This is a genomic window from Cupriavidus sp. 05N38, assembly GCF_056397345.1.
Window position 1 is genome coordinate 1 of sequence record NZ_JBFTNF010000038.1, and the last position, 26,458, is coordinate 26,458.

At 67.6% G+C, this 26,458-nt stretch carries 21 protein-coding genes and 1 tRNA gene; 13 read left to right on the forward strand and 9 right to left on the reverse strand.

The features are described 5' to 3' along the window. Positions 1-526: 526 nt before the first annotated feature. Positions 527-832 carry a hypothetical protein gene (locus AC1DK4_RS24975; protein WP_441612829.1) on the reverse strand — a complete coding sequence of 102 codons (306 nt, stop codon included), beginning with the start codon at positions 830-832 and terminating at the stop codon, positions 527-529. A 194-nt stretch (positions 833-1,026) separates the two neighbouring features. On the opposite strand from AC1DK4_RS24975, the gene AC1DK4_RS24980 reads away from it, so the two are divergent. Next, the gene (locus tag AC1DK4_RS24980; RefSeq protein WP_441649825.1) at positions 1,027-1,932 is read left to right on the forward strand and encodes a LysR family transcriptional regulator; all 906 of its coding nucleotides are present in this window, start codon (positions 1,027-1,029) and stop codon (positions 1,930-1,932) included. A gap of 57 nt (positions 1,933-1,989) precedes the next feature. On the opposite strand, the gene AC1DK4_RS24985 is transcribed toward AC1DK4_RS24980, so the two are convergent. From AC1DK4_RS24985 to AC1DK4_RS25000, 4 genes are all read right to left on the reverse strand, one after another. Beyond that, a complete protein-coding gene (locus AC1DK4_RS24985) occupies positions 1,990-4,689 on the reverse strand; it encodes a DNA topoisomerase III (protein ID WP_441649826.1) in 2,700 nt (899 codons plus the stop codon). A 183-nt stretch (positions 4,690-4,872) separates the two neighbouring features. Further along, entirely contained in the window at positions 4,873-5,277 is a 405-nt protein-coding gene (locus tag AC1DK4_RS24990; RefSeq protein ID WP_441612832.1) for a thioredoxin family protein, read from the reverse strand. Positions 5,278-5,354: 77 nt separating this feature from the next. Then, the gene (gene dprA / locus AC1DK4_RS24995) at positions 5,355-6,470 is read right to left on the reverse strand and encodes a DNA-processing protein DprA (protein ID WP_441649827.1); all 1,116 of its coding nucleotides are present in this window, start codon (positions 6,468-6,470) and stop codon (positions 5,355-5,357) included. 41 nt (positions 6,471-6,511) lie between these two features. Then, positions 6,512-7,684: a LysM peptidoglycan-binding domain-containing protein gene (locus tag AC1DK4_RS25000; protein WP_441612834.1), complete on the reverse strand. Its 1,173-nt coding sequence runs from the start codon at positions 7,682-7,684 to the stop codon at positions 6,512-6,514. Between the two features lie 162 nt (positions 7,685-7,846). Between AC1DK4_RS25000 and def the strand changes: the two genes are divergently transcribed. The 10 genes from def (at position 7,847) to AC1DK4_RS25050 (ending at position 18,672) form a co-directional block, all read left to right on the forward strand. Continuing rightward, positions 7,847-8,353 carry a peptide deformylase gene (def, locus tag AC1DK4_RS25005; RefSeq protein ID WP_441612835.1) on the forward strand — a complete coding sequence of 169 codons (507 nt, stop codon included), beginning with the start codon at positions 7,847-7,849 and terminating at the stop codon, positions 8,351-8,353. A 237-nt stretch (positions 8,354-8,590) separates the two neighbouring features. After that, positions 8,591-9,610 (forward strand): methionyl-tRNA formyltransferase, encoded by a 1,020-nt coding sequence (gene fmt / locus AC1DK4_RS25010; protein WP_477131840.1) that lies wholly within the window; start codon positions 8,591-8,593, stop codon positions 9,608-9,610. A 43-nt stretch (positions 9,611-9,653) separates the two neighbouring features. Then, positions 9,654-10,295 (forward strand): LysE family translocator, encoded by a 642-nt coding sequence (locus tag AC1DK4_RS25015; RefSeq protein WP_441612837.1) that lies wholly within the window; start codon positions 9,654-9,656, stop codon positions 10,293-10,295. A 153-nt stretch (positions 10,296-10,448) separates the two neighbouring features. Next, positions 10,449-11,309: a zinc metalloprotease HtpX gene (htpX, locus tag AC1DK4_RS25020; protein WP_441612838.1), complete on the forward strand. Its 861-nt coding sequence runs from the start codon at positions 10,449-10,451 to the stop codon at positions 11,307-11,309. Positions 11,310-11,551: 242 nt separating this feature from the next. Next, a complete protein-coding gene (gene rsmB / locus AC1DK4_RS25025; RefSeq protein ID WP_441612839.1) occupies positions 11,552-12,913 on the forward strand; it encodes a 16S rRNA (cytosine(967)-C(5))-methyltransferase RsmB in 1,362 nt (453 codons plus the stop codon). Positions 12,914-12,932: 19 nt separating this feature from the next. Beyond that, positions 12,933-13,796: a DUF4390 domain-containing protein gene (locus tag AC1DK4_RS25030; protein WP_441612840.1), complete on the forward strand. Its 864-nt coding sequence runs from the start codon at positions 12,933-12,935 to the stop codon at positions 13,794-13,796. Then, positions 13,793-16,261 (forward strand): sensor histidine kinase, encoded by a 2,469-nt coding sequence (locus tag AC1DK4_RS25035; RefSeq protein WP_441612841.1) that lies wholly within the window; start codon positions 13,793-13,795, stop codon positions 16,259-16,261. The genes AC1DK4_RS25030 and AC1DK4_RS25035 overlap by 4 nt, the downstream gene beginning before the upstream one ends. 55 nt (positions 16,262-16,316) lie before the next feature. Further along, positions 16,317-17,021, forward strand: coding sequence for a response regulator (locus tag AC1DK4_RS25040; protein WP_441612842.1), 705 nt, complete (start codon positions 16,317-16,319; stop codon positions 17,019-17,021). 59 nt (positions 17,022-17,080) lie between these two features. Next, positions 17,081-17,156: transfer RNA gene (locus AC1DK4_RS25045), tRNA-Phe, on the forward strand. A 706-nt stretch (positions 17,157-17,862) separates the two neighbouring features. Next, positions 17,863-18,672: an aquaporin gene (locus AC1DK4_RS25050; protein WP_441612843.1), complete on the forward strand. Its 810-nt coding sequence runs from the start codon at positions 17,863-17,865 to the stop codon at positions 18,670-18,672. On the opposite strand, the gene AC1DK4_RS25055 is transcribed toward AC1DK4_RS25050, so the two are convergent. Continuing rightward, a complete protein-coding gene (locus AC1DK4_RS25055; RefSeq protein WP_441612844.1) occupies positions 18,656-20,419 on the reverse strand; it encodes a carbohydrate porin in 1,764 nt (587 codons plus the stop codon). The genes AC1DK4_RS25050 and AC1DK4_RS25055 overlap by 17 nt on opposite strands. A 480-nt stretch (positions 20,420-20,899) precedes the next feature. Between AC1DK4_RS25055 and AC1DK4_RS25060 the strand changes: the two genes are divergently transcribed. Further along, complete coding sequence (locus tag AC1DK4_RS25060) at positions 20,900-22,033, forward strand: TRAP transporter substrate-binding protein (RefSeq protein WP_477131841.1); 1,134 nt, start codon at positions 20,900-20,902, stop codon at positions 22,031-22,033. A 115-nt stretch (positions 22,034-22,148) separates the two neighbouring features. Beyond that, positions 22,149-23,039, forward strand: coding sequence for an EamA family transporter RarD (rarD, locus tag AC1DK4_RS25065; RefSeq protein ID WP_441612846.1), 891 nt, complete (start codon positions 22,149-22,151; stop codon positions 23,037-23,039). A gap of 228 nt (positions 23,040-23,267) precedes the next feature. On the opposite strand, the gene AC1DK4_RS25070 is transcribed toward rarD, so the two are convergent. The 3 genes from AC1DK4_RS25070 to AC1DK4_RS25080 all read right to left on the reverse strand — a co-directional run bounded on the left by AC1DK4_RS25070 (position 23,268) and on the right by AC1DK4_RS25080 (position 26,215). After that, positions 23,268-24,260 carry a 2-dehydropantoate 2-reductase gene (locus AC1DK4_RS25070; RefSeq protein ID WP_441612847.1) on the reverse strand — a complete coding sequence of 331 codons (993 nt, stop codon included), beginning with the start codon at positions 24,258-24,260 and terminating at the stop codon, positions 23,268-23,270. A gap of 57 nt (positions 24,261-24,317) precedes the next feature. Continuing rightward, the gene (locus AC1DK4_RS25075; protein ID WP_441613047.1) at positions 24,318-25,115 is read right to left on the reverse strand and encodes a class II aldolase/adducin family protein; all 798 of its coding nucleotides are present in this window, start codon (positions 25,113-25,115) and stop codon (positions 24,318-24,320) included. A 107-nt stretch (positions 25,116-25,222) separates the two neighbouring features. Further along, positions 25,223-26,215: a DUF2272 domain-containing protein gene (locus tag AC1DK4_RS25080; protein WP_477131842.1), complete on the reverse strand. Its 993-nt coding sequence runs from the start codon at positions 26,213-26,215 to the stop codon at positions 25,223-25,225. Between the last annotated feature and the right edge of the window lie 243 nt (positions 26,216-26,458).

Here is a 26,458-nt window from a genome sequence, read left to right on the forward strand (position 1 = left end):
GCCGTGGGCGGCGGCGCGGGCGCGGCGCTGGGCGGCAATGTGTCGCGCAGCAATTCCTACGACGATGACCGCGGCCGCGGCTATCGTGGCGGCTATCGTGGCGGCTACAAGCGCAAGCACAAGCATCACCACCACGACGACTGATCGGCAGGATCGGACGATCAGCAGCAAAACGGGCCCCGAGGGGCCCGTTTTTCATTGGCCCGGGTGGGCGCTCGACCAGGCACGGGGAAGCGGTGCACGAATGCGGGCCATGCCGGGGGTATCATGGATCACGTTCATGCCGCTTCGCCGGCGCGATGCGGGACCGGGTTTGCGGAACCGGTTTTGCGGACCCTCAATGCGGAGCCCCGGGGTGGAGCCCCGGTGTGGAGCCCAAAAACAAACACGCCCGTACCGGCGCGGTACGGGCGTGTTCTCCGTTAGATGCGGGGAGAGCGCTTGCGCTCCCTCCCCACCGGCCTGTGGAGATCAGCCGAATGGGGCGGGGCCGCCACGGGCGGCCCCGGCCAACGGGCAGGCTGCCTTACAGGGCAGCGGCGCCGTCGGTGAAGACGTCGAACTTGCCGCCCTTGGCGCCGTCGGTGTACGGGTCGAACTTGCCGACCTTGGCACCGTCGGTGAACGGGTCGAACTTACCGGCGCGGGCGCCATCGGTGAAGCTGTCGAACTTGCCGGTCTTGCCACCGTTGCTGTACACCGAAGTCTGGGTGATGCGGGCGCCATCGGCGAACACATCGAACTTGCCGCTCTTGGCAAACGCGGGCGCGGCCGACAGGGTGGCGGCGAGCGTGGCGGCAGCGGCGATCAGGGCAAAACGTTGGGTCTTCATGATGGTTCCTTTCCACTGGCGAGGACACCGGCTCTTTTTTTCAGCAGCTTCGCTGCAATGCGGCATCCGATGGCTCGATATTAGGCATTTCCCTCATATGAATAAATATTGTTGCGGACAATGATTAGTTCTAGTTTTCGCAATAAATAGCCCACAATCCGTAAGAGTTCACGAGCAAGACTGGAGACTATGTCATGGACCGGCTGCAATCGATGCGCGTCTTTTCCAAAGTAGTGGAGCTGGGCAGCTTTGCACGTGCAGCGCAGCAACTGGAAATGTCCAATGCCGTGGTGACGCGCTACGTGGCCGACCTGGAGAGCCATCTGGGCACCCGGCTGCTCAACCGCACGACCCGTAGCTTGTCGCTCACGGACGCCGGAGAGACCTATCTGCAGCGTTGCCAGCAGATCCTGGAGGACGTGGAAGAGGCCGAATCGGTGGTAACGGCGCGCAGCCAGTCGCTGTCAGGCACGCTGCGGCTGGTGGCCCCGGTGATGTTCGGCCTGCACCTGCTGCCGGAAGCGCTGGCCCGTTTCCAGGCCATGTACCCGGATGTGGTGTTCGACGTGCAGTTGTCCGACCGCATTGTCGATATCGTGGAAGAAGGCCGCGACGTAGGCGTGGTGCTGTCGGACCTGGGGCTAGGCTCGCACCTGGTGGCGCGTCCCCTGATTTCCGCCGAGATCATCCTGTGCGCCTCGCCGGGCTACCTGCGCCAGCACGCGCCGCTGCGCCACGCGCACGAACTCAGCCATCACCGCTGCATTGCGATGCGCCTGCCCACGGCGGAGCATGAGTGGACGCTGTCGGGGCCCGAGGGCGAAGTGACGGTGCCGATCCGGCCCAGCCTGCTGTGCAGCAATGCGGAACTGGCGCACCAGGCGGCCCTGGCCGACATGGGCGTGGCCATGCTGTCGTCCTACCTGGCGCGGCCCAATATCGAGTCCGGAAGGCTGACGCACATCCTGCCGCAGTACCAGTTGCCACGGCGCGACGTCAGCGTGGTCTACCCCAGCCGCAAGTTCCTGCCGACCAAGGTGCGCGCTTTTATCGATTTTCTGCTGGCGGATGGCATGGAGCGCAGCAAGCACCAGGTCTAGCCAGCCCGGTGCGGTTGGCGCGGGCGGCGCCACATTGGCACCGCCCGCGCCGCGGACTTACTCCTCGGCGTCGGCCGTGGCTTCGTCGCCGGTGCGCGACTTGCCGGTGGCGCGCTTGGCAGCTGGCGCCTTGGCAGCGGCCTTCTTGGCCGCGGGCGCCTTCTTTGCCGGTGCCTTGGCCGCCGTCTTGGTGGCGGCCTTGGCCGGCGCCTTGCCGGCCTTTTCCTCGGCCTGTGCTTCGTCGCCGCCGCTCTTGGCGGCAGCCGTCTTCGCCGCCGCGCCCTTCGCGCCCGCCTTGGGTTCGCGTGCCTCGAACTCGAAGCCGATCTTGCCGTCCGGCTGCTTGGCCAGGTAGGCCTTGAAGTTGCGCCCGGTGCGCGAGGACTTGAAGCCGGTCAGCAGGTCGGTGCGGCCCGCGCCCAGCAGCTTGCCGATCTGCTCGCGCGAGATCTCCTGCTGCAGGATGATCTTGCCGGTGGTGAAATCGCAGGTCTTCGGGCTGGCCACGGCGTTCTCGCACACGTACTTCATGCCGTGCTCGTACACAGCGCCGGCGCACTTGGGACAGGCGCCGACCGATTCCTGGCCGGTGAAATCCACCGGCTCGCCGTCGTTGTCGTCGTCGTTCTGGCCGAAGTCGAATTCCATCTTGTAATGGCCTTCGTCGTCGCGGCCCAGCTTCAGAATGGCGGCGAAGGGCCGGCCCATCTTGCTGCGGAAGCCTTGCAGCGGACCGATTTCCTTCTTCAGCAGCAGTTCTTCCACCTCGTCGATCTCGAACTGGCGCCCGCCCGGGATCTTGCTGATGGAGAACTCGCAAGCCGTGCAGGCAAAGCGGCGGTAGTTCTCCTTGACCTGGCTGCCGCACTGCGGGCACGGCGTGGCCAGCGTGGCGTAGTCGCCCGGGATGGTGTCGCTGTCGTATTCCTTGGCACGCTTGACGATCTGCTGCGTCATCTGCGCGATCTCGCGCATGAACTCGTCGCGCTTCAGGCCGCCGCGTTCGATCTGCGACAGCTTGTGCTCCCATTCGCCGGTCAGCTCGGCCTGGGTCAGCTCCAGCACGCCCAGGCCGCGCAGTAGCGTCATCAGCTGGAAGGCCTTGGCGGTGGGAATCAGTTCGCGGCCTTCGCGCACCAGGTATTTCTCGGCGAGCAGGCCTTCGATGATGGCCGCGCGCGTGGCTGGCGTACCCAGGCCCTTGCCGGCCATGGCCTCGCGCAGCGCGTCGTCGTCCACCAGCTTGCCAGCGCCTTCCATGGCGGACAGCAGCGTGGCTTCGTTATAGCGGGCGGGCGGCTTGGTGGTCAGGCCGACCGAATCGACCTTGTCGACCTTGACCCGCTCGTCCTTGGCCACCGCCACCAGGTTGGACTCGTCGCCCTGGGACTCGCGGCCGTAGACCACGAGCCAGCCCGGGTTGACCAGCACCTTGCCCTCGGTCTTGAAATGATGGCCCGCCACCTCGGTGACGCGCGTGGTGACCAGGAACTCGGCCGCCGGGAAGAACACTGCCAGGAAGCGGCGCACCACCAGGTCGTACAGCTTCTGCTCCGGCTCCGACAGGTTCTTCGGCGCCTGCAGCGTCGGGATGATGGCGAAGTGGTCGCTGATCTTGCTGTTGTCGAAGATCTTCTTGTTCGGCTTGATCCAGCCGCTGGCCAGCACCTTCTTGGCATGCGGCAGGTAGTTCGGCGAGCTGTCGGCCAGCATGTCCATGGTCTGCTTGACCGTGTCCAGGTAGTCCTCGGGCAGCGCGCGCGCGTCGGTACGCGGGTAGGTCAGCACCTTGTGCTTTTCGTACAGCGCCTGCGCCAGGCCGAGCGTGTTCTTGGCCGAGAAGCCAAAGCGGGAGTTGGCCTCGCGCTGCAGCGTGGTCAGGTCGAACAGGGCCGGCGACTGCTGCGTGGAGGGCTTGGATTCCTCGGTGACGGTGCCGGTCTTGTCGCGGCAGGCCACCACGATGCTCTTGGCCTCGGCCTCGCTCCACAGGCGCGATTCGCGCGCCTCGGGATCGAACTCGTTCTTCTTGAACTTGGGATCGAACCAGCGGCCTTCATACAGGCCCGCGGCGGCGATGAACTCGGCGCGCACTTCCCAGTAGTCGCGCGGGACGAACTTCTTGATCTTCTCCTCGCGCTCCACCACGATCGACAGCGTCGGGGTCTGCACCCGGCCCACGGTGGTCAGGAAGAAGCCGCCGCCCTTGCTGTTGAAGGCCGTCATGGCGCGCGTGCCGTTGATGCCCACCAGCCAGTCGGCCTCGGAGCGGCAGCGCGCGGCATCGGCCAGCGGCAGCATGTCGGCGTCGTCGCGCAGGCGGGCGAAACCGTCGCGGATGGCCTGCGGCGTCATCGACTGCAGCCACAGGCGCTGCACCGGCTGGCGGGCCTTGGCCTGCTGCTGGATCAGGCGGAAGATCAGTTCGCCCTCGCGCCCCGCGTCGCAGGCGTTCACCAGCCCGGTGACGTCCTTGCGCTTGATGAGGCGGTTCAGCACCTTGAGGCGCGACTCGGTCTTGGCGATCGGGCGCAGGTCGAAGTGGGGCGGGATCACCGGCAGGTTGGCGAAGCTCCACTTGCCCCGCTTGACCTCGTATTCGTCCGGGGCGGCAATCTCAACCAGGTGGCCGACGGCCGACGAAAGGACGTATTCGTCGCTTTCGAAGTATTCGTCATGCTTGGTAAAGCCCCCGAGGGCACGGGCGATATCGGCCGCAACCGATGGCTTTTCCGCGATGATGAGGGCTTTTGACATGGATCGGGTCCTTGCTGGCCGCTCACTGGCGGCCTGCGAATTATTGCCACTGAAGGCTATGCACTATATGTAAACAGCGAGCCTGGGCTTTGAGGCGCCAATAATAAGCGCGGTTTCGACGGCGGTGCAAGCTGGCCCGTGCGTCGCTGCCCCCGGGCGGTGCCATCCGGCCCGCCCCGCCGGCTAGGCGTTGCTGTCTCCGGCCTGCAGCCACTCGAGCACCTCCGGGAGCTCCGTGCCGGCTGCAAGCCGCATGGCGGCGCCGCGCGCCAGCATGCGTTCGAGCACTTCGATATGCGGCAGCAACGTGCCGTAGAACTGCGGCGCGCCACCGGCCGCAGGCTGTACCAGCACGGTCGGGAAATTCTCGATGTCGAGGTCGCCAAGCCGGTCGGCGTGGGTCTCGATATCGATCCAGACAAAGCAGTCTTGCGGGAAACGCGCCGCCAGCCGCCGCAGCGCCTCCAGGTAGTCCTTGCAGGTGCCACACCACTCGGCGCACAGGCAGGCCACCAGGCGGCCTTGCGGACGCGCTGCCAGCGCCTGGGCGATCTCGCCCGCATTGTGCTCCGGAAAGTAAACGGTCATGGCGGAATAAACATGAGCCTTTTCAGGCACGGGAATCGTTTGATTGTAGCGGGCGGCGGGAAAACCGTTCGGCGCGCTCACCCGATGCGCCGGTAAACGTTGCCGGGCAGGCGCTCCACCGCGCCCTCCAGCTCCAGCGCCAGCAGGGTGGCCGCCAGCTGCTCGGGCGGCAGGGCGCAGCGCGCGCACAGCGCGTCCAGCGTGACCGGATCGTGGGTGAGCGCCTGACCCAGCAGGTCGTCCAGCCGCGGCACCTGCGCTGGCGCCACGCGCGGCACGCCGCCGGCTTCCATGCCGAGCTCCTCCAGCACGTCCTGCGCAGTCTCGACCAGCTTGGCTCCCTGCCGGATCAGCAGGTGGCAACCCTTGGACAAGGGGGCGTGGATCGAGCCGGGCATGGCGTAGACCTCGCGCCCGAGCTCGGCGGCAAGCCGTGCCGTGATCAGCGAGCCCGAGCGCGCCGCCGCCTCCACCACCAGCACGCCACGCGCCAGCGCAGCGATGATGCGGTTGCGCTGGGGAAAATGCTGGCTGCGTCCCGGCGCGCCAAGCGCAAACTCGCTGACGATCGCACCTTCGGCTGCGATGCGGTGGGCCAACTCGCGGTGGCGCGCCGGGTAGACCAGGTCGGCGCCGGTGCCGATCACCGCCACGGTGCCGCCGGGGCCGGCGAGCGCGCCGTCATGGGCGGCGCCATCGATGCCCAGCGCCATGCCCGAGACCACGGTCAGCCCGGCCCGGGACAGCACGGTGGCAAAGCGCCGCGCATCCTCCACGCCCTGCACGGTGGCATTGCGCGCGCCCACCATGGCCACGGCCGGGCCGGCCAGCGCCTCGGGCCGGCCTTTCACGTAGAGCATGGGGGGCGGATCGGACAGATCCAGCAAGGCGCGCGGGTAGGCCGCATCGGCCAGAGTCAGCAGATGGTTGCCGGGTTCGCCGGCCCAGGCCACGGTGCGCTCGATCAGCGCCAGCGTGGCCGCGTCGGGGTCCGCCAGCAGGGCGCGGGCCTGCCTGGCGGGTATGACCCGGGACAGGGTGGCGAAGTCCAGCGCGAACAGCTGCTGCGGCAGCCCGAAGGCCGCCAGCAGCTGCCGCACCCCGGCCTTGCCAAGACCCGGCGCCTGGGTCAGCCGCAGCCAGGCCGCGATCTCGGCGGCGTCTGGCACGGCGCCAGGCACGGCGTCAGGCACGGCGGCCGGCGCCGCGCCCGGGCCGGCTGCTGGCCATGCGCTCAACGCGGCGATGTGACGTGGTCGCCCACCTCGATCGCATTCGAGGCGTCGGTGACCAGGGCGTACGCAACGCCAGGGAAGACCCGGAACACGAAGGCCAGGCCGTAGCGCTCATCGGGCAACTGGACCGGGCGGTTGCCATCGGTGCGGTCGCGCACCACCAGGCCCGCGCGCGACAGCGCCACCACATGGCCGGGTTCGAGCCCGGCCGCGGTGCCCAGGTTGAGCACCACCACCTGCTTGGCGCCGCCAAACTGCACGCCGCCGTAGACCGCCGCGATGCGGCCGTCGAGCAGGGCATCCGGTGCGTGCGGGATATAGCGCACGGCCTCGCGAGCGGGTTGCGGCATCAATAGCGTGCCCGTGCCCATTTCCTGCTGGGCCTGGGTGACCTTGAGCGTGGTGACGGCCTCGAAGCCTTCCGGCGGGCGCGAGATGCGCACGTTGCCCTGGTACTCTGCCTCGAAAGCCAGCACTTGGCCGGTGACGGGATCCTTGATCGGCCTGACCGGCTTGAACGCCTGCCAGTCGCTGCCGACCACGGCCTCGGGCGGGGAGATGCCGCGCGCGTAGGCGGTGTCGCCCATGCCGAGGTACACGCGCGACTCGGGCAGGCCGATGATGCGCGCGGACGTCTGCAGCGTGCCCTCGTCGACCACCTGCGGGCGGATCAGGAAGGGCTCGATGTCCTTGGCGGGGATGCTGGCAATGGCGCCGTCGGGGCCGCCCTCGGAACGCACGGCCGGAGTGAGGCGCACCGTGTCGCCCGCCGCGGGCGTGGTCGAGAGCCAGGCCCGGCCGTCACGCTGGATCAGGTACAGGACCTGGCCCGGATAGATGAGGTGCGGGTTGCGGATCTGCTGCCGGTTCATGCCCCACAGTTCGGGCCAGCGCCAGGGCTGGCGCAGGAAGCGCCCGGAGATGCCCCACAGCGTATCGCCGCCGCGCACCACATATTGGGTGGGCGCGTTCGCGGCCAGGTCGGCGGCGGGTATGCCTTGCTGCGCCGTGGTCGACGCCCGCGCCTGCTGGGCAGGGGTGACGACCAGTTCGGCAGCCTGGACCATCGCCCCCGTAGCGACAGTGATGCCAGCCGCACACAGCATTGAACAGGCAAACGCGTACGTCCTGCGGCCCGGCGCCGCCTGGTGTTCTTTGGTAAGATCGCGCATTTTCTCGAACCGGCTGGCAGAACAGCCGGATTGACCCTGGAGAGCGCGCCTGCTGCGACGCGCCTTGAATTTTTGTACTTGCGCCCCGATTCTGCATGTAAACACCCGTTGCCGCAACGCGGGCCACATGTGTGAGCAGTGGGGGCGTTGCGCCCCAGCATCATGGCCAAACTCGATATCCTGACCTACCCCGATCCCCGCCTGCATATCGTGGCAAAACCGGTTGCCGCGGTGGACGACCGCATCCGCCAGCTGGTAAATGACATGGCCGAGACCATGTACGAGGCGCCGGGCATCGGCCTGGCCGCGACACAGGTGAACGTGCACGAGCAGGTGGTGGTGATCGACATCTCCGAAAGCCGCGACGAACTGCGCGTCTTCATCAACCCGGAAATCACCTGGGCCAGCGATAACCGCAAGGTGTGGGAAGAAGGCTGCCTGTCGGTGCCCGAGGTCTATGACCGCGTGGAACGCCCGGACCGCGTGCGCGTGCGCGCCCTGAACGAGAAGGGCGAGACCTTCGAGCTGGACGCGGACGACCTGCTGGCCGTGTGCATCCAGCACGAGATGGACCACCTCAAGGGCAAGGTCTTCGTGGAATACCTGTCGCCGCTGAAGGTCCAGCGCATCAAGTCCAAGCTGCACAAGCGCGAACGCAGCCGCATGTAGGCCCGGGCGGCTGCGCAACGGTGCTGGCGCCATTGCGCGGCCTTGTCGTACCGCTTGTGCTGCCTGCGGCCACGCGCCAGGCCAGAACCGCTGCGCTTCGCCCTGAATGCCGAAGCAATCTCGCAAGAACAGCCGGCGGCTTCGCCGCTCCGGCGCGCTCTGCTATCGTATTGCCTTCCCGATGATTCCCTCGCCGGCCGCTGATGCGGCCGGTGCCGCTTTACGCCGGAGCGCTCCATGTCAGACGTGTCCCAACCAGCCAGCCAGCCCGCGCCGCTGCGCGTCGCCTTCGCCGGCACGCCCGAATTCGCCCGGGTGGCGCTGGCCGCCATCCACGAGGCCGGCTTTCCGGTGGTGGCGGTGCTCAGCCAGCCGGACCGCCCCGCCGGGCGCGGCCTGCAGTTGCAGGCCAGCCCGGTCAAGCAGTACGCGCTGGAGCATGGCCTGGCGCCGGTGCTGCAGCCGCGTTCCCTGCGTCGCCACGGCAAGTATCCCGAGGAAGCCGGCGCCGCCGTCGATGYGCTGGCGCAGATCGCGCCGGACGTGATGGTGGTGGCCGCCTACGGCCTGATCCTGCCGGCCGAGGTGCTGGCGCTGCCGCGCCTGGGCTGCCTCAATATCCATGGCTCGCTGCTGCCGCGCTGGCGCGGCGCCGCGCCGATCCACCGCGCCATCGAGGCCGGCGACACGCAGACCGGCATCACGCTCATGCAGATGGACGAAGGCCTGGACACCGGCGACATGCTGACGCTGGAGGCCGTGCCCATCTCTGCGCACGACACCACCGCCGCGCTGCACGACACCCTGGCCGCGCTGGGCGGCCGCATGGTGGTGGAGGCGCTGCGCCGCCTGGCCGCCGGCGAGCGCCTGCCGGCCACGCCGCAGCCCGCCGAGGGCGTCACCTACGCCGAGAAGATCGGCAAGGACGAAGCCCCGCTGGACCTGCGCCGCCCCGCCACGGCGCTGGCCGCGCAGGTGCGCGCCTTCAACCCGTTCCCGGGCGCCACGCTGCAGGTCGGCCAGACCGTCATCAAGTGCTGGCAGGCCGATGCGCTGCCCGCGGCGGGCGCGGGCGAGGCGCCGGGCACGGTGCTGGCGGCCGACGCCGGCGGCGTGGTGATCGCCTGCGGCGACGGCGCGCTGCGCGTGACCGAGCTGCAGAAGCCGGGCGGGCGCCGCCTGCCGGCGCAGCAGTTCCTGCAAGGCATGCCGCTGCCGCCGGGCACGCGCTGCGCCTTGCCCGAAGGCGCGGCATAGTCCGCCAGGCACCCCGACCCGCTTTCGCCGCCAGGAGCCCCCGATGCTAGGCATTACTGACTTCCCCTTGTTCGTCGGCGCCGTATTCCTGCTCAATGTGACGCCGGGCCCGGATACGGCGTATATCGTCGGCCGCAGCGTCGCGCAAGGCAGGGCGGCCGGCGTGGTTTCGGCACTTGGCGTCAGCGCCGGCTGCTGCGTGCACTCGGTGGCCATCGCCTTTGGCCTGACCGCGCTGCTGGCGGCCTCGGCCACGGCCTTTACCGTCATCAAGTTCGCCGGCGCCGCCTACCTGGTGTGGCTGGGCCTGCGCCTGATCTGGCAACGGCAGGCGCCAGGCCGCGCCGAGGCGGCCGCCACCGTGCCGCCGGGCTCGCGCGGCTTGCGCTCGCTGTTCATGCAGGGTTTCCTCACCAATGTGCTGAATCCGAAGGTGATCCTGTTCTTCGTGTCCTTCTTCCCGCAGTTCGTCGATCCGCAGGCGGGACACCAGGCCGCGGCCTTCCTGGCACTGGGCGGGGTGATGGTGCTGATGTCGACGCTGTGGAACGGGCTGGTGGCCTGGATGGCCGGCACGCTGACGCGCAAGGTCGGGCAGGCGCCGCGCCTGAAGTGCTGGCTGGATCGCTTTGTCGGCGCGGCGTTCATCGCCCTGGGTGCCCGGCTGGCCCTGGTGCAGCGCTAGCCAGGGCCGGGCCACTGCCTGTTTTTCAGGCAGCGACCCGTTGAATTTCCGCCTGTGGCGCCCATCTAAACATCACCGCGCCGCGCTTGCGCGAACTGGCCGGCCCGGTCGTGCGCACCACGGCCGGCAATGACTTCTTCGGAGATCAAGGCAATGTTCAACTGGGTCAAGACCTTCATGTTGATGGCGGCCATCACGGCCCTGTTCATCGTCATCGGCGGCATGATCGGGGGCCGCAGCGGCATGATGTTCGCGCTGGTGATGGCGCTGGGCATGAATTTCTTCTCGTACTGGTTCTCGGACAAGATGGTCCTGCGCATGTATAACGCGCAGGAGGTCGATGCCAGCACGGCACCGCAGTTCTACGGCATGGTGCAGGAGCTGGCGCAGCGCGCCCAATTGCCGATGCCGCGCGTGTACCTGATCAACGAGGACGCGCCCAATGCCTTTGCCACCGGCCGCAACCCCGAGAACGCCGCGGTGGCGGCCACCACCGGCATCCTGCGCGTGCTGTCCGAGCGCGAGCTGCGCGGCGTGATGGCGCACGAGCTGGCCCATGTGCAGCATCGCGACATCCTGATTTCGACCATTGCCGCCACCATGGCCGGCGCCATCGCCGCGCTGGCGAACTTCGCCATGTTCTTCGGCGGGCGCGACGAGAACGGCAACCGTAGCAATCCCATCGCCAGCATCGCGGTGGCGATCCTGGCGCCGCTGGCGGCCTCGCTGATCCAGATGGCCATCTCGCGCGCGCGCGAATTCGAGGCCGACCGGGGTGGCGCCACCATCAGCGGCGACCCGCAGGCGYTGGCGATGGCGCTGGACAAGATCCACCGCTACGCCCAGGGCATTCCGTTCCAGACCGCGGAGCAACACCCCGCCACCGCGCAGATGATGATCATGAACCCGCTCTCSGGTGGCGGCATCGCCAACCTGTTYTCGACYCACCCGGCCACCGAGGAACGGATCGCCCGCCTGATGCAGATGGCGCAAACCGGCACCTATCCGGTGTGATGGCGCCCGATCAGCGCCCGATCGGAGCCTGATCCCGCGCCGAGCCGCCCCGAAGGCCGGCAAAAACGCCGGCCCGGGGCGCATACAGGGTAAACTGCCCGCCGTGCTTCCCCTGGAAACGGCGGGCAGTTCGTTTCCGGCCGTTCCGGGCCTGTCCGGCCTGTCGGGTCTTGCCGCCAGTGCTTGCGGCCGGGTCCCTTGCCATTCCGTATCACTGCCTCACCGCTTCGCTGCCCACTGTCATGCGCCTGCCACACGAATCCCTCGCCTTCCAGATGCTCGCTGCCGCGACTGCCGTACGCGGCGTCAACGAAGGCAGTGCGCTGCCGCTGGCCATCGACAATGCCGCCGCGCAGTTCCGCCTCGACCGCGTGCGCGATGCCGCCACGCGCGGCGCGCTGCAGGACCTGGCCTACCGCACCATGCGCCAGTTCGGCACGGCGCGCGCACTGGTCACCAAGCTGGTGACGCGCCCGCCCGGCGCGCAGGTGGACTCGTTGCTGGCGGTGGCGCTGGCGCTGCTGGTCGAAGACGAGCAGGGCGAGGGCGGCTACACCGAGTTCACGGTGGTGGACCAGGCCGTCAGCGCGGCCGCCTCCGAACCGAAGACCGCGCACGCGCGCGGGCTGGTCAATGCCGTGCTGCGCCGTTTCCTGCGCGAGCGCCGCGCGCTGCTCGACGAAGTGCGCCGCGACGACGAGGCGCGCTGGAACCTGCCTGCGTGGTGGCTGAAGATGCTGCGCGAGGCGTATCCCGAGCAGTGGACGGCGCTTGCCGAAAGCGCCAATGTGCGCCCGCCCATGACCCTGCGCGTCAACACCGCGCGCGTCTCGGTGCCTGAGTACCTCACGCATGTGGCCAATGCCGGCATGGCGGCCACGGCCATCGGCACGCAGGCGGTACGCCTGGTGCGCGCCTTCCCGGTGTCGCAGATTCCCGGGTTTGCCCAGGGCGACGTCTCGGTGCAGGACGCCGGCGCGCAGCTGGCCGCGCCGCTGCTCCAGCTGGCCGACGGCCAGCGCGTGCTCGATGCCTGTGCCGCGCCCGGCGGCAAGACCGGACACATCCTGGAGCTGGCCCGCGTGGATGTCACCGCGCTCGAGAGCGATGCCCTGCGCGCCGCGCGCATCGACGAGAACCTGGCCCGCCTGGGCCAGCAGGCCAAGGTGGTGGTGGGCGATGCGAGCCGCCCGCAGGACTGGTGGGATGGCCAGCCCTACGACCGCATCCTGGCCGACGTGCCATGCTCGGCCTCCGGCATCGTGCGCCGCCACCCGGACATCCGCTGGCTGCGCCGCGAGGTGGATATCGCGCGCCTGGTGACCGAGCAGCGGCGCATCGTCTCCCAGCTGTGGAACCTGCTCAAGCCGGGCGGCATCCTGGTCTACGTCACCTGTTCTATTTTCCCAACGGAGGGGGAAGAGCAGGCGCGCTGGTTTGGTGCACAGCTACCAGATGCGATACGATTGCAAGCGCCCGGCCAGATGCTGCCCGGCAGTAGAGACCATGGAGGCCAGGCGGCCGGCGGCGGGAGTGCCAGCCAGGAAGGCCTGCCCTCCGATCACGACGGCTTCTTCTACGCGCGCTTCCAGAAACGACCCTGACCGCTCCCGACCGATTCCAATGCCGAACCCGCTGCGCTTGTTCGTCCTTCGCGTCCCTGACGACAATGCGTGCGGTTGCGTGGCGGCAGGCGGTGGCCGGGATGGTGCACGCGGCAGGCGCGGCGCGCGCGCCTGGCTCGCATCGTGGTGGTTCGCGGCAGCCGTCGCGCTGACCGTGCTGCTGACGCTGACGGCGCTCCCGGGTAGCGCGCGCGCCGACGTCATCGAAGTCAACGAGGCCCGCATCGAATACCAGGATGGCGGTTTCGACCTCGCCGCAAGCTTCGATTTCGACCTGCCGGCACCGCTCGAGGACGCGCTCAACAAAGGTATCTCGCTCTATTTCGTGGTCGATTTCCAGCTCACGCGCCCGCGCTGGTACTGGTTCGACGAGAAGCCGGTCAATGCCAGCCGCAGCGTGCGGCTGTCCTACCATCCGCTCACACGCCAGTACCGCGTCTCCACCGGCGGGCTGCAACTGCCGTTCACGCGCCTGAAGGGCGCGCTGCAGTTCATCCAGCGCGTGCGCGGCTGGCGCGTATTCGACCGCGGCATGGTCAAGGCCGGCGAAACCTACCAGGCCGAGGCGCGCATGCGACTGGACCTGACCCAGCTGCCCAAGCCATTCCAGATCAACGCCGTGAACACGCGCGAATGGAATCTCGCCTCGGAATGGCGCCGCTTCAGCTTCACCGTACCTACCGAGTATCCGGCGCCGCCGCCCGCGCCGCCGGTGGTGCCAGTGCCGCCACCTGCGCCGGCCCCTGCATCGGCCGCTCCGGCGCCCGTGGCCGGCGAAACGCGCGCGGTGCCGTTCGCGCAGACCGTGTCCACGGCGCTGTCGCCCACCGCCCTGGTGCAGCCGGCCCCGGGCCAGCCATGATCGCCAGCAACAGCCTGTGGGACAGCCGCTTCCGGCGCGTGCTCTATCGCGTGGTGGCGGGCATCATCGTCTTCCTGGCGCTGGTGCTGGTGGCGCTGCTGGCCGGCGCCTCGGCCAACACGGAATTCTTCGACCGCTACTTCACGCTGCTGTTCAAGATCAACCTGGTGATCGGCGTGCTGCTGGTGCTGATCATCGGTGCGCTGGCGCTGACCTTGTGGCTGCGCTATCGCCGCGGCAAGTTCGGCACGCGCCTGATGACCAAGCTCGCCGTGTTCTTCGGCGTGGTGGGCGTGCTGCCGGGCGTGCTGATCTACCTGGTATCGCTGCAGTTCGTCTCGCGCAGCATCGAGTCATGGTTCGACGTGCGCGTGGAGACTGCGCTCGAGGCCGGCCTCAACCTGGGCCGCTCCACCATCGACAGCGCGCTGTCCGACCTGCAGGGCAAGGCCCGGCTGATGGCCGACCAGCTCACCAGTTCGTCCAACGTGGCCACCTCGCTGCAGCTCAACCGGTTGCGCGAGCAATACGGCGTGCAGGAAGCCGCGATCTTCACCGGCAGCGGACGCGTGATCGCCACGGCCTCGAGCAGCTATGCATCGCTGGTGCCGGACCTGCCCTCGGGCGTGCTGGCAGAGCAGGCCCGCCTGGCCGGCGGCTACGCCGCGGTGGAAGGCGGCACCGACCCGGCCGTCGATGGCCATCACCCGCCCGAACGCACCGATGCCAGCCACCTCTACCGCCTGCGCGTGATCGTGCCGCTGGGCCCCGCGCCCACGGCGCAGGCCAGCGCGGCGAGCCCCGCCGGCACCGCCAGCCAGCCGGGCGCCAAGGCGCCGCTGAACCTGGCCAGCCGCTGGGCCGGCTCCGGCCTGTCGGTGGAGCGCCGGCCCGAGGATGCCGCGTCATCGGGCTTCGGCCTGATGGGCGAGACCGTGCGCGAAGAGCGCTACCTGCAAGTCGTGCATCCCGTGCCGACGGCGCTGGCGCGCAATGCCGACGAGGTCCAGCGCGCCTACCAGGAGTACCAGGAGAAGGCGCTCGGGCGCACCGGCCTGCGCAAGATGTATATCGGCACGCTGACGCTCACGCTGTTCCTCGCGGTGTTCATCGCCGTGATGCTGGCGCTGCTGCTCGGTGGCCAGCTGGCGCGGCCGTTGCTGATGCTGCTGCAAGGGACCAAGGAAGTCGCCGAGGGCGACCTCTCGCCCAAGCGCGAGCTCAAGAGCCGCGACGAGCTCGGCATGCTCACGCAGCAGTTCAACATGATGACGCGCCAGTTGTCGGAGGCGCGCATCGCGGTGGAACAGAACCGCAGCGCGCTGGAGAAATCCACCGCCTACCTGGAGAGCGTGCTGCAGAACCTGACCGCCGGCGTGTTCGTATTCGACCGCCGCTTCGTGCTGATCACGGCCAACCCCGGCGCCGAGCGCATCTTCCGCCAGCCCTTTGCCGGCGCGCTGGGCCAGCCCATCGAAGGCATCCCGGTGCTCGGCGCGTTCGGCGACATCGTGCGGCAAGCGTTTTCCGAGCAGAGCACCAGCGAGATGCTGGGCGGCTCGCAGCACTGGCAAAAGCAGATCGAGCTGCCGCAGAGCGACGAAGAACAGGCGCTGACGCTGCTGGTGCGCGGAGCACGGCTGCCGGGTGGCAGTGTCGGCGAGCGCGACGAGCCGGGCTACGTGGTGGTGTTCGACGACATCTCCGATGTGATTTCCGCTCAACGCTCGGTGGCGTGGGGCGAAGTGGCGCGGCGCCTCGCGCACGAGATCAAGAACCCGCTGACCCCGATCCAGCTCTCGGCCGAGCGCCTGCAGATGAAGCTCTCGCCCAAGCTCGAGGGGCCCGATGCCGACGTGCTCAAGCGTGGCGCCACCACCATCGTCAACCAGGTGGCGGCCATGAAGCGCATGGTCGACGACTTCCGCGACTACGCGCGCACGCCGCCGGCGATGTTGCAGTCACTGCAGATCAATGCCCTGGTTGCCGAGGTGCTGCACCTGTACGGCATCGACGACGCCGGCGTGCACGAGCATGCCGTGATTCATCCGGCGCTGGCGGCCGGCCTGCCCGAGATCAAGGGCGATCCGACCCAGTTGCGCCAGGTGATTCACAATCTGCTGCAGAATGCGCAGGACGCGGTGGCGGACAACGTTGCGGCGGCCCGTCCGGCGCCCCGTATCGCTCTGCACACCGAGACTGTAGAATACAAAGATTCTGCCGGCGAAGACCGGCAGGCCGTCAAGCTCACCATTGCGGATAACGGTCCCGGTTTCGCCCCGCGCATCCTCAGCCGCGCGTTCGAACCCTACGTGACCACCAAGGCCAAGGGTACCGGCCTGGGGCTCGCGATGGTGAAGAAGATCATTGACGAACACGGCGCCCGCATCGAACTGCGCAATCGCATGGAGGGCACCGAACTCATCGGGGCGCAGATCTCCATCCTGTTCGTTAAACTGGCATAGTCACAATGTAGCGGCCCCGAACCCGGTGAGCCGCGGTGGGGTCAAGAGGGGAAGTATGGCAACCATCCTCGTAGTCGACGACGAAATGGGTATCCGGGAGTTGCTCTCGGAGATCCTCAGCGACGAAGGCCATGTGGTCGAAGTGGCAGAAAACGCGCAGAAAGCGCGTGAGTACCGTGCCGGCAATACGCCTGACCTGGTGCTGCTTGACATCTGGATGCCCGATACCGACGGCGTCACGCTGCTCAAGGAGTGGTCGGCGCAGGGCCTGCTTTCCATGCCTGTCATCATGATGTCGGGCCATGCCACCATCGATACCGCGGTGGAGGCGACCAAGATCGGTGCGCTCAACTTCCTCGAGAAGCCGATCGCACTGCAGAAGCTGCTGTCCGCCGTCGAGCAGGGGCTCGCACGCGGCGTCGAACGTCCGCGCGCAAGCGCTGGCGCCGGCACCGCACTGCCCACCGCCAGTAACGGCGAAGCCGCACCATTGGTGGCCACGGAGGCCGCTGCCGAGGCAGTCAACGGCAGCCCGCAACGCTTGCCCGAAGCCGAGATGCATTTCTCCTTCGACATGCCCCTGCGCGAAGCACGCGACCTGTTCGAGCGTGCCTATTTCGAGTACCACCTGGTGCGCGAACACGGCAGCATGACCCGCGTCGCCGAGAAAACCGGCCTTGAACGCACCCACCTGTACCGCAAGCTCAAGCAACTCGGCGTGGAACTGGGTCGCAACAAGCCGGAGCCGGCGGAACAGTAAGTTATTTTTCGGGCAGTGCTTGACCGGGCAAAAAAGCACTGCTATTATTTCGCTTCTTTGGCCCGGTAGCTCAGTCGGTAGAGCAGAGGATTGAAAATCCTTGTGTCGGCGGTTCGATTCCGTCCCAGGCCACCAGCATTAATGAGAAAGCCCAAGATCTGAAAAGGTCTTGGGCTTTTTTCATTGGGGCCAGCATATGGCCCGTGCCTTCCCAGGGCATTCGCCGCGCATATCGCCCATGCGCTTGCAATTGCATATGGGCTTCCGTTTCCCGCAGCGCGCCTGCGCGCACGATTGCGTATCGACGTGTCGCGGCGTAGCGTAGCGTGTCGCGACGAAGGCGGCGTATTGCACCGCATTGCACTGTATTGCGACGTAACACGACGTATTGCACTGTCGAGCAGGAGGGCATCACGCGCGCCTGCACAGCGCCTTCGAGCTTGCATCGCACCTTGTCCCCGACGCCCCTTCAGGCACGCCTCGCCATCCTGTGGCGCGGCGCATGCGCGCTTGCATTGTTGCCCCTCACCGCCTAATGTTCATGCACGAATTCCGCCGCGAATTCCTGCTCGAGTGCCGCCGCGTCAGCGATTATCGGCATTGCGTCAATTCCCCTTGAAATCCGCCTTTTGAATTTGATCCTGCGCGCCGAAATTCGTCGTCGCATGGAGTAGATCGGGCATTCCCGATACCTGCGGAAAACCGACCCCTTCCTACATTCGATACCTCCGGTTCATTCATAAGATGCCGGACATGCATTGACGCTCCAGGCGGAAAAACGGAACACTGCGCCCTCTGCCATTCGCGCTGGATTCCTCCGCGCCCCTCCTTTGCAAACCCGATGCACGCTTCCCACGATGTGACCGCGGCCCCGGTCCGCTCCCTTGGCCCGCAAGACGGCAGTCCGCGCGTACCCACGCCTGCGGTCCCGCTCGCCAGGCGCCTGGTGGCGGAGGCATTGGGTACGGCCCTGCTGGTAGCGGTGGTGGTGGGCTCGGGCATTCGCGCGCAGCAGCTGGCGAGCGGCAATGTCGCGTTGGCGCTGCTGGCCAATGCGCTGGCCACGGGTGGCGGGCTGATCGCGCTGCTGCTTGCGCTGGGGCCGGTGTCGGGCGGGCATTTCAACCCGGTGGTGAGCCTGTCGGCGATGCTGCGCGGGGAACTGGCCGCGCGCGATGCATGGCGCTATGCGCTGGTGCAGGTGGGCGGTGCCGTTGGCGGCGTGATGTGTGCGCATGCGATGTTCGGCGAGCCCATGCTGGCCTGGTCGGCGCAAAGCCGTAGCGGCGCATCGATGTGGTGGAGCGAATGCGTTGCCACCTTCGGCCTGATCGGCGTGGCGATGGGCACCGCGCGCAGCCGGCCTGGCGTGGTGCCGTTCGCGGTGGCAGCGTACATCACGGCGGGATACTGGTTCACGGCATCGACCTCGTTCGCCAATCCGGCACTGACCATCGGGTGCGCGCTGACGGCGACCTTCACCGGTATCCGCGCCATCGATGTACCCGGTTTCGTGCTGGCGCAACTGGCCGGCGGGCTGGGGGCCACGCTGGTGTTCCAATGGCTGCTGGGCGTGCCCCGCCGCAGCCTGCCGGGGGCAGGGCGCGGTGCCAGGTGGCGCGCCGGGGCGGCGCCTACCAGCGCCGATTGAGCTGTACGCCGAAGACCGAGCCGGAGTTCTGCGTCGCCCAGGTGTCCGAGGGCGCGGTGAAGGCGATGCCGTCGACATCGCTGGCGCGGCTGTAGGTGTAGAACGCGCGCAGGTTGGCGTTACCGGCAGCCTTGCCGAGCGTGAAGGTCGGCGCCACCGTCAGCGCGGTGCGCTGGCCGCTGGTGCCGAAGCCAGAGGTGATCTGGTCGTGCGCGACCTCGAAGGTGAGCTTGAACTGGTCGCTGGCGATGTAGGCCGGACGCACGCGCGTGGCAGTCCATTGCAGGGTGCCCACCGGCGAGCGGTCGAACTGCATGCTGGATTCCACCGAGCCGGCCAGTCCCAGGCCCGAAGCCCGCTTCCACTCCATCGATTCCGCCACGCGCACGCGCGACAGCGACGGCCCCATGCCGGTATAGCCGGTGAGGGCGTTGCGGCTGCCTTCGCCGAACTGCATGCCGAAGCGGTTGGTGCCTGCCAGCACGCCTTTCTGTTCATGCATGGCGGAAACCCACCATGCGCTGCCGGTCTGCGCTATCAGCGGCTCGGCTTCCACGCGCGTATAGCCCAGCTGCACCGAACCTTTCTCGTTGGTGTTGATGGGCGCGGTGCGCAGCGAATGGTAGCTCGGCAGGTTGGCACCATTGAGATCGTTGCGCGAGGTGTACTGGTAGTTCAGCGCGATATCGCCGAAGCGCGCGTTATCCACGCCGAAACGCATGGCCGGCGAAGTGGGCGGCAGCAGCCCCGACGACATCAGGAAGGACGAATCCTCGCGCCGGCCGGCCCACATGGTGGCGCCGTCGAGCACGGAAAGGCCGCTGACCGCCGTGTAGAACTGCGGCAGCAGCGCATACGGGTCGACCGCGGCGGGGCGGCCATTGACCGAGGTGGCATCCGTGCCCTTGGCCTGCGCCACCAGCTGCACCTGCGCGCCGCCATCGAGCGAGAACAGCGATTCCTTCACCTTGACCTCGCCGGTGCTGCGGCAGGCCAGCCCGCCGATGCCGGCGGACGGCGTGCCGCCGCCCGCGCAGGCGCGCGTGGTGGTCGTGCGGTCATCGTAGGCGGCGCGGCCGCTGTAGCCCAGGCGCCAGACCTGGTCGCCGGCGGGATCGTCGGCCGGCAATCGGGAGGCCAGGGAGAAACCTTCCGCGGCGGGCGCTTCGGGGGCGTCGCCGTCCGGCAGCCTGGGTGGTGTTTCCGCCACGAACTGGCCAAGGCGCTTGGGGAACAGCACCACCGGCGGCGGCGGGGCTATGTAGGGCTGCAGCGGGAATTCGGGATCGGGCGGCCCGGCGAGTTCGGTGCCATCGTCAGACAAGCCGGCATTGACCCAGCTGGCGGGCGCGGGCGGCGGCGGGGCCACTGCCCCGGATGCGGCAGCGCCGGCTGCTGTTTGAGGCTCCGCGCCGGGAGGTGGGGCGGATGTGGCCGGTGTGGCCGGTGTGGCCGGTGTGGCCGGTGCGGCCGGTGCGGCCGGTGCAGCAGGTGCGGCGGCAGGCGCCGGGTCTTGCGCGCCCGCGATCAGTGCTGCCAGCGGATCACTTTCCGCCGCCGCTGGAATCATTGCCAGCGACTGCTTCGCAACGCCGTGCGGCGTCGCCTGCACCGCCGGCGGCGTCACATCCGCGCCGGCAGGCGTCTGCGCGCACGCATTCAAACCCCAGGTGGCCAGGATGGCCAGCACGAGGCAGCGCGGGAGACGATCCGGCGGGAAGCGGGGGACAGGCGAGGCGAACAACATAGGCGATACGGGCAAGGCGTGATTTTTTAACAGTCGAGCAATTGGACAGCAAGCGGGGTTACAAAATCCGCGGCGAAGCGGCCTTCTCACCATACGAAAAACGGGGTCAGGGCTACCGGAAAGCACCTGGGACATCATGTGCGGCCGCAGCATGGCAAATGCTGTCCACCACTCCGCATGTCGTGTTCTCCCGCGGCTCGCTCCTAGCGAAAACCCGGACTTTCCCGGCCCCCCGTGGCGAAAGGGCCACCGCTATAATCAGCGGGCTAGCCCGACGGGTACGGGCCGGCCTCTCGAGCCTGTTACGAAGGCATGCCAGCATACGTCATTGCCATGGCAAGTCTCCGTAACAGGCTCATTGTTGCGCCGCAGCCGTATCCCGGCTCCATGCGCGTCTCGGTACGGGGGCGGAGGTTCGCGCAAGACGCGGGCTGTCCCGGTCCTGYTGCCGCACTACAAAATCGATAAAGAGGAGAAGTAATGGAACGTCGTTCCTTTCTGTTGAAGGCATCGGCCGTGGCGGCCACCGGCGCGCTGGCCGCTTGCGGCAAGGAAGAAAAACCCGCGGCGCCGGCCGCCGCCGTTGCCGGTGCACCGGCCGTGGTGGGCAGCAATCCGGCCGTGGAATGGCGCCTGGCTTCGAGCTTCCCGAAATCACTCGACACCATCTTTAGCGGTGCTGAATTGCTGTCCGCCCGGGTCAAGGAACTGACCGACGGCAAGTTCAACATCAAGGTCTTCGCCGCGGGCGAGATCGTGCCGGGCCTGCAGGTGCTGGATGCCGTGCAGAACAACACGGTGCAGATCGGCCACACGGCCGGCTACTACTACTTCGGCAAGAACCCGACGCTGTGCTTCGACACCACCATCCCGTTCGGCCTGACCGCACGCCAGCAGAACGCCTGGATGCTGCAGGGCAACGGCATGAAGCTGATGCGCGAGTTCTTCAAGGAATACAACGTCATCAACTTCCTGGGCGGCAACACCAATGCCCAGATGGGCGGCTGGTTCCGCAAGGAAATCAAGACCGTGGCGGACCTGCAGGGCCTGAAGTACCGCATCGCCGGTTTTGCCGGCGTGGTGCTGTCGCGCCTGGGCGTGGTGCCGCAGCAGATCGCCGGCGGCGATATCTACCCGGCGCTGGAAAAGGGCACCATCGACGCGGCCGAGTGGGTTGGCCCCTATGACGACGAGAAGCTCGGCTTCTACAAGGTGGCCCCGTACTACTACTACCCGGGCTGGTGGGAAGGCAGCGCGCAGCTGTCGTTCTACGCCTCGGCCACCGAATACGAGAAGCTGCCGTCGCTGTACAAGCGCGCGCTGGAAACGGCCACCATCGAGGCCCACACCACCATGATGGCCAAGTACGACGCGGTCAATCCGCAAGCCCTGGCCCGCCTGCTGGAAAACGGCGTCAAGCYGCGCCCGTTCTCCAAGGAAATCATGGAAGCCTGCTTCAAGGCTACCCAGGAAGCCTACGCCGAAGAGACCGCCAAGAACCCGTCGTTCAAGAAGATCTACGACGACTGGCGCGTGTTCCGCAACAACGAGGCCGCATGGTTCAACGTGGCCGAGCAGGCGTTTTCGCAGTTCAGCTTCGCGCGCAAACTCTAGGCATGCGCACGAGGGAGGCGGGCCTCGGCCCGCACCCTTGCCAGCCGCCTGCAAGCCCGTGCCCAGCGCGGGCTTTTTTACGCCGGTAGAATCGCCCGATTCTTTGGGACTTCTCATGCAAATCGGCATTCTCTACGCGCTGCTGGCCTACATCATCTGGGGCCTGCTGCCGCTCTATATCAAATCCCTGCACGGCATCGCGCCGATGGAGATCCTGCTGCACCGGATGGTGTGGTCGCTGGTCTTCCTGGGCCTGGTGCTGGCCTGGCGCCGCCATTGGGGCTGGCTGCGCGGCGTGTGGTCAAACCCGCGCCTGCTGGCCGGCTTCGTGGCCAGCGCGCTGCTACTGAGCGGCAACTGGTTCCTCTACATCTGGTCGGTCTCCAACGGGCGGGTGGTTGACGCCAGCCTGGGCTACTTCATCAATCCGCTGTTCAATGTGCTGCTGGGCGTGCTGTTCCTGCACGAGCGGCTGCGGCCCGTCCAGTGGCTCTCGATCGCCATCGCGGCGGCCGGCGTGCTGTGGCTGACCGTGGCCGCCGGGCAGCTGCCCTGGATCGCCCTGGCGCTTGCCGGCACCTTCGGCGGCTACGGGCTGCTGCGCAAGACCGCGACGCTGGGCGCGCTCGAAGGCCTCTCGCTCGAGACACTGTTGCTGTTCCCGCTGGCGGCCACCTCGCTGGCCTACCTGTTTGTCAGCGGGCAGGCCGGCTTCAGCCATGCCGCGGGCGGCGTGCAACTGCTGGCGCTGCTGGCCGGCCCGGTGACCGCGGTGCCGCTGCTGCTGTTCGCCGCCGGCGCCCGGCGCATCCCGCTTTCCCTGCTCGGGCTGCTGCAATACACCGGCCCGACGCTGCAACTGTTGCTGGGAGTGTGGTTGTGGCACGAGCCGTTCCCGGCCAGCAAGCAGGCCGGCTATGCGCTGATCTGGATCTCGCTGGCGGTCTATGCGGTGGAGGGCATCCTCGCGGGCAGGCGCCGGGTTGCCGCCGTGGCGGGAAGCTGAAGGGCAGGGCGCGTTCTGCGCGCCCCGGCAATGATTCGCGCTATCAATGAATCAGGCGATCAGAATTGATCAATTATTTGTCGCGGCGATGCTTTTGGCGTATTCCGCGATAGGTCGATGAGGCGAAAGGCCGTATCCAGTTCGATTCACTGCCCATTTCATTCGCCGCATTTATCAAGCAGCTCGTCTATTCAATCATGTCATTCTTGGTGGGAATGACATGCAACCCTACCCCGCCGGATAGAGCCCCTTGACCTGCGCATGGAGCCGCACCAGGCCAAGCAGCGCATCGATATTCGGCGTGGCGATGCCGACATGCCCGGCAATCTCGCACACGGAGGCCACCAGCGCGTCGATCTCCAGCGGACGCCCGGCCTCGGCATCCTGCAGCATCGACGTCTTGAAGGCGCCCAGCTTGCGCGTGACCTGGCTGCGCTCTTCCCCGCTCTGGGCGATCGGACAGCCGATGGCGGCGCCCACGCGGCCGGCTTCCTCCATCACGGCCAGGCAAAATCGATTGACCAGCGGATCGTCGAGAATGCGGTCGCACGTGGCCCCGGTCAGCACGGACACCGGGTTCATCGTCATATTGCCCCACAGCTTGAACCAGATGTCCTGCTGGATGGCGGCGCTACGCTCCACTTCCAGGCCGCCGCGCATGAGCACGTCCGCGAGCATCTCCAGCCGCGCGCCGGCCGGGCTGGTTGCGCCGCCCGCGGCACCGAGGATCAGCCGCGCGCCAAAACCATGGCGGACCGTGGCCGGCGCCGGCGAGGACGCAGTGAGGTGCACCACGCAGCCGATCACCTGCGCCGCCGGGATGGCGCGCGCGATGACGCCGCCCGGGTCCACCGCATGCAGGGACAAGCCCGAGAACTGGCCCGGCCGCTCGAAGAACCACCACGGCACGCCGTTCATCGCCGTCACCACCACCGTGCCCGGGCCGATCAGCGGCCCGATGGTCTGGGCCAGCGCTGGCAGCGCGGGTGCCTTGACCGCCAGGATGACCACATCCTGCGTACCGAGTGCTGCGGAATCGCCCTCGGCGCGCACGCGGAAAGTATCCGTGCGCTCGCCCTCGATCAGCGTCAGGCCCCGTTCGCGCAATGTGGCCAGCGTCTGGCCGCGCGCCAGCACATGAATGGGCTGGCCGGAGCGGGCCAGCCTGGCGCCGATAAAGCCGCCAACGGCGCCGGCGCCGACGATGCAGATGGAAGTCATGGCTGTGTTGCCTCTCTGGTGATTGCCAGAATCATTCTCGGGAAGAATGAACGCAAACTAAGATTGATAAGACACATCGATACGGTCGATTTCCCGCGTCAGCGCGGCGAAAACATCCTCGCCGGCGCCGAACGCGGGATTGAACTGGAGCGAATCGCGCGTGCACTTGCGCTGGATCTCCTCCGGCACCGCCAGCGCATCGCCCATGGCCAGCGTGGCCATCTGGATCTCGCAGGCGCGGTTGAGCAGCCATAGCGTGGAGAAGGTACGTGCGATGCTGTCGCCCCACGCCAGCAGCCCGTGGTTGCGCAGGATCACGGCCGGCCTGTCACCGATATTGCGCACCAGGCGCGGCCCTTCGTCCTCATGCACGGTGATGCCTTCAAAGGGATGGTAGGCGACCTTGCCGAACAGCTGGGCGGCGTAGAAGTTGCTCATCGACAGGCCCTGCGCCGAGCAGGCCACTGCCATGCCGGCCGTGGTGTGGGTGTGCATCACGCAATGCGCACCCTCGATGCCGGCGTGGATGGCCGCGTGCACGGTAAAGCCCGCCGGATTGACCGGCCACGCGCTCTCGCCGACCACCTGGCCGTCCAGGCCGATCTTGACCAGGTTGGAGGCAGTCACCTCCGCATAGCGCAGCCCGAAGGGATTGATCAGGAAATGCGGCCTGGCCGGATCGCCGCCCGCCTCGGGCGGCAGGCGCAGCGTGATGTGGTTGTAGATCAATTCGGTCCAGCCGAGCCGGTCGAAGATGCGGTAGCAGGCGGCCAGCTTGACGCGGGCCTCCCATTCCATGGGATGAATGTTGGCGACAGCCATGCAGGTCTCCTCTGCGTGTCGTGCGGCGTCGATGCGCGCGCTTGCCCGGTACTGCCAGGGTGGGGTCGGGTCGCGGCACCCTGGTTGCCGGCCCGATTAATTACCATGTTAATGATTTTGCGGGGCCGGTCAAGCAGGGCTTACGGCAGGGTATTGCGCATGATCAGCACCCACGGCATGTGCGAATTGGTGGCGCTGTCGATCATGCCGGAGTCGCCCAGCTCGATCAGCTCCATCGAAACCGATTGCTGCACGTTGCCGCCGATGGCCTTGACCAGGCGCGCGGCCGGATCTACCTCCACGACGATATCGCAATGCATCGGCGTGGTGCCGAAGCCGATATCCGCGGCACTGGCCAGGTATTTGTCGGCTCCGCGTCCTGCGCAGATCACATCGCCCGGCCGGGGCATGGCGGGCACCGGTTCGATGCGGAAGGCCGGCGCGGGCAGGATGCCGTCGCGCGCATCCACCACGTACATCGAATGCGAATCGCCGGTGAGGAACTGGCGCTCGTCCAGGCCCGCCTTGCGCATCACCCACGAGATGAAGACCGCCGACCAGGCCCAGCTTCCCTGCGTGATCTGCCGGCACGTGACCGCCTTGCCGACGATGCCCCAGTAGCGCTGCGCCAGCTTGCAGCCCTGCGCGGTGGCCTCCATGCCGGTGCCGTCGGGAAAACGCAGGCAGCTCGGCCCGCCGCTGTCGTCTTCGTCGCGGTCATCCTCACGGTCGGCCGAACGGCTCGCCATGTCGGGGGCATCCGTACCCGCCGCTGCGTCTGCCGGCGGGGCGGGCATGCCGGGCACTACCGGCGCCGGAAGAGGGCTGTCGGCCACGCAGGATGTGTCGTCGCGGCCCAGCCGCACGGTCTGGCCACCCCAGCGCTGCCACTCCTGCCAGGCGATCTCGACGATGCGCTGGCGCTGGCTGGCGCCGGGCGTGGTAGACGGCCGTTCGGTGTCGGGCAACGGCACCGCCTGCGGGCGGGCCGGCTGCGATGGCGTGGTGCAACCGCCGARCAGCGCGAGTGTCACCAGCACGCTCAGTCCAAGCCGGCGCGCCTGTGGAAAATTTTGTGGGAAACGCTGTGAATAAAACTGTGGAAATCTGCCTGGCGGCGATCTGGGTTCCATGCGGGTCCCTACACGGCAGGACGCCCTAGGCCCTTGTATTTATTGAGGGAAGGCGCCGATAGGACACCATCTTACCGGGCTGGAGGAAGGGTGCGGCGTATACCGCGAAGCGTCAGGATAACCAGTGCGCCGATATTGTGGATAACGCCCCCCGCCTGGCGCTCGCCCGCGCCAGGCGGCAGCTGGCGGCGACACGGCGGGGTTGTTCCTGCGAGGCCGGCACGAGGGCTGCCTGCGGGACAT

Coding starts and splice junctions, on each gene's coding strand:
- AC1DK4_RS24975 (WP_441612829.1), bottom strand. CDS start 832: ATGAAGACCCAACGTTTTGCCCTGATCGCCGCTGCCGCCACGCTCGCC.
- AC1DK4_RS24980 (WP_441649825.1), top strand. CDS start 1,027: ATGGACCGGCTGCAATCGATGCGCGTCTTTTCCAAAGTAGTGGAGCTG.
- AC1DK4_RS24985 (WP_441649826.1), bottom strand. CDS start 4,689: ATGTCAAAAGCCCTCATCATCGCGGAAAAGCCATCGGTTGCGGCCGAT.
- AC1DK4_RS24990 (WP_441612832.1), bottom strand. CDS start 5,277: ATGACCGTTTACTTTCCGGAGCACAATGCGGGCGAGATCGCCCAGGCG.
- AC1DK4_RS25000 (WP_441612834.1), bottom strand. CDS start 7,684: ATGCGCGATCTTACCAAAGAACACCAGGCGGCGCCGGGCCGCAGGACG.
- def (WP_441612835.1), top strand. CDS start 7,847: ATGGCCAAACTCGATATCCTGACCTACCCCGATCCCCGCCTGCATATC.
- AC1DK4_RS25015 (WP_441612837.1), top strand. CDS start 9,654: ATGCTAGGCATTACTGACTTCCCCTTGTTCGTCGGCGCCGTATTCCTG.
- rsmB (WP_441612839.1), top strand. CDS start 11,552: ATGCGCCTGCCACACGAATCCCTCGCCTTCCAGATGCTCGCTGCCGCG.
- AC1DK4_RS25030 (WP_441612840.1), top strand. CDS start 12,933: ATGCCGAACCCGCTGCGCTTGTTCGTCCTTCGCGTCCCTGACGACAAT.
- AC1DK4_RS25035 (WP_441612841.1), top strand. CDS start 13,793: ATGATCGCCAGCAACAGCCTGTGGGACAGCCGCTTCCGGCGCGTGCTC.
- AC1DK4_RS25040 (WP_441612842.1), top strand. CDS start 16,317: ATGGCAACCATCCTCGTAGTCGACGACGAAATGGGTATCCGGGAGTTG.
- AC1DK4_RS25050 (WP_441612843.1), top strand. CDS start 17,863: ATGCACGCTTCCCACGATGTGACCGCGGCCCCGGTCCGCTCCCTTGGC.
- AC1DK4_RS25055 (WP_441612844.1), bottom strand. CDS start 20,419: ATGTTGTTCGCCTCGCCTGTCCCCCGCTTCCCGCCGGATCGTCTCCCG.
- rarD (WP_441612846.1), top strand. CDS start 22,149: ATGCAAATCGGCATTCTCTACGCGCTGCTGGCCTACATCATCTGGGGC.
- AC1DK4_RS25070 (WP_441612847.1), bottom strand. CDS start 24,260: ATGACTTCCATCTGCATCGTCGGCGCCGGCGCCGTTGGCGGCTTTATC.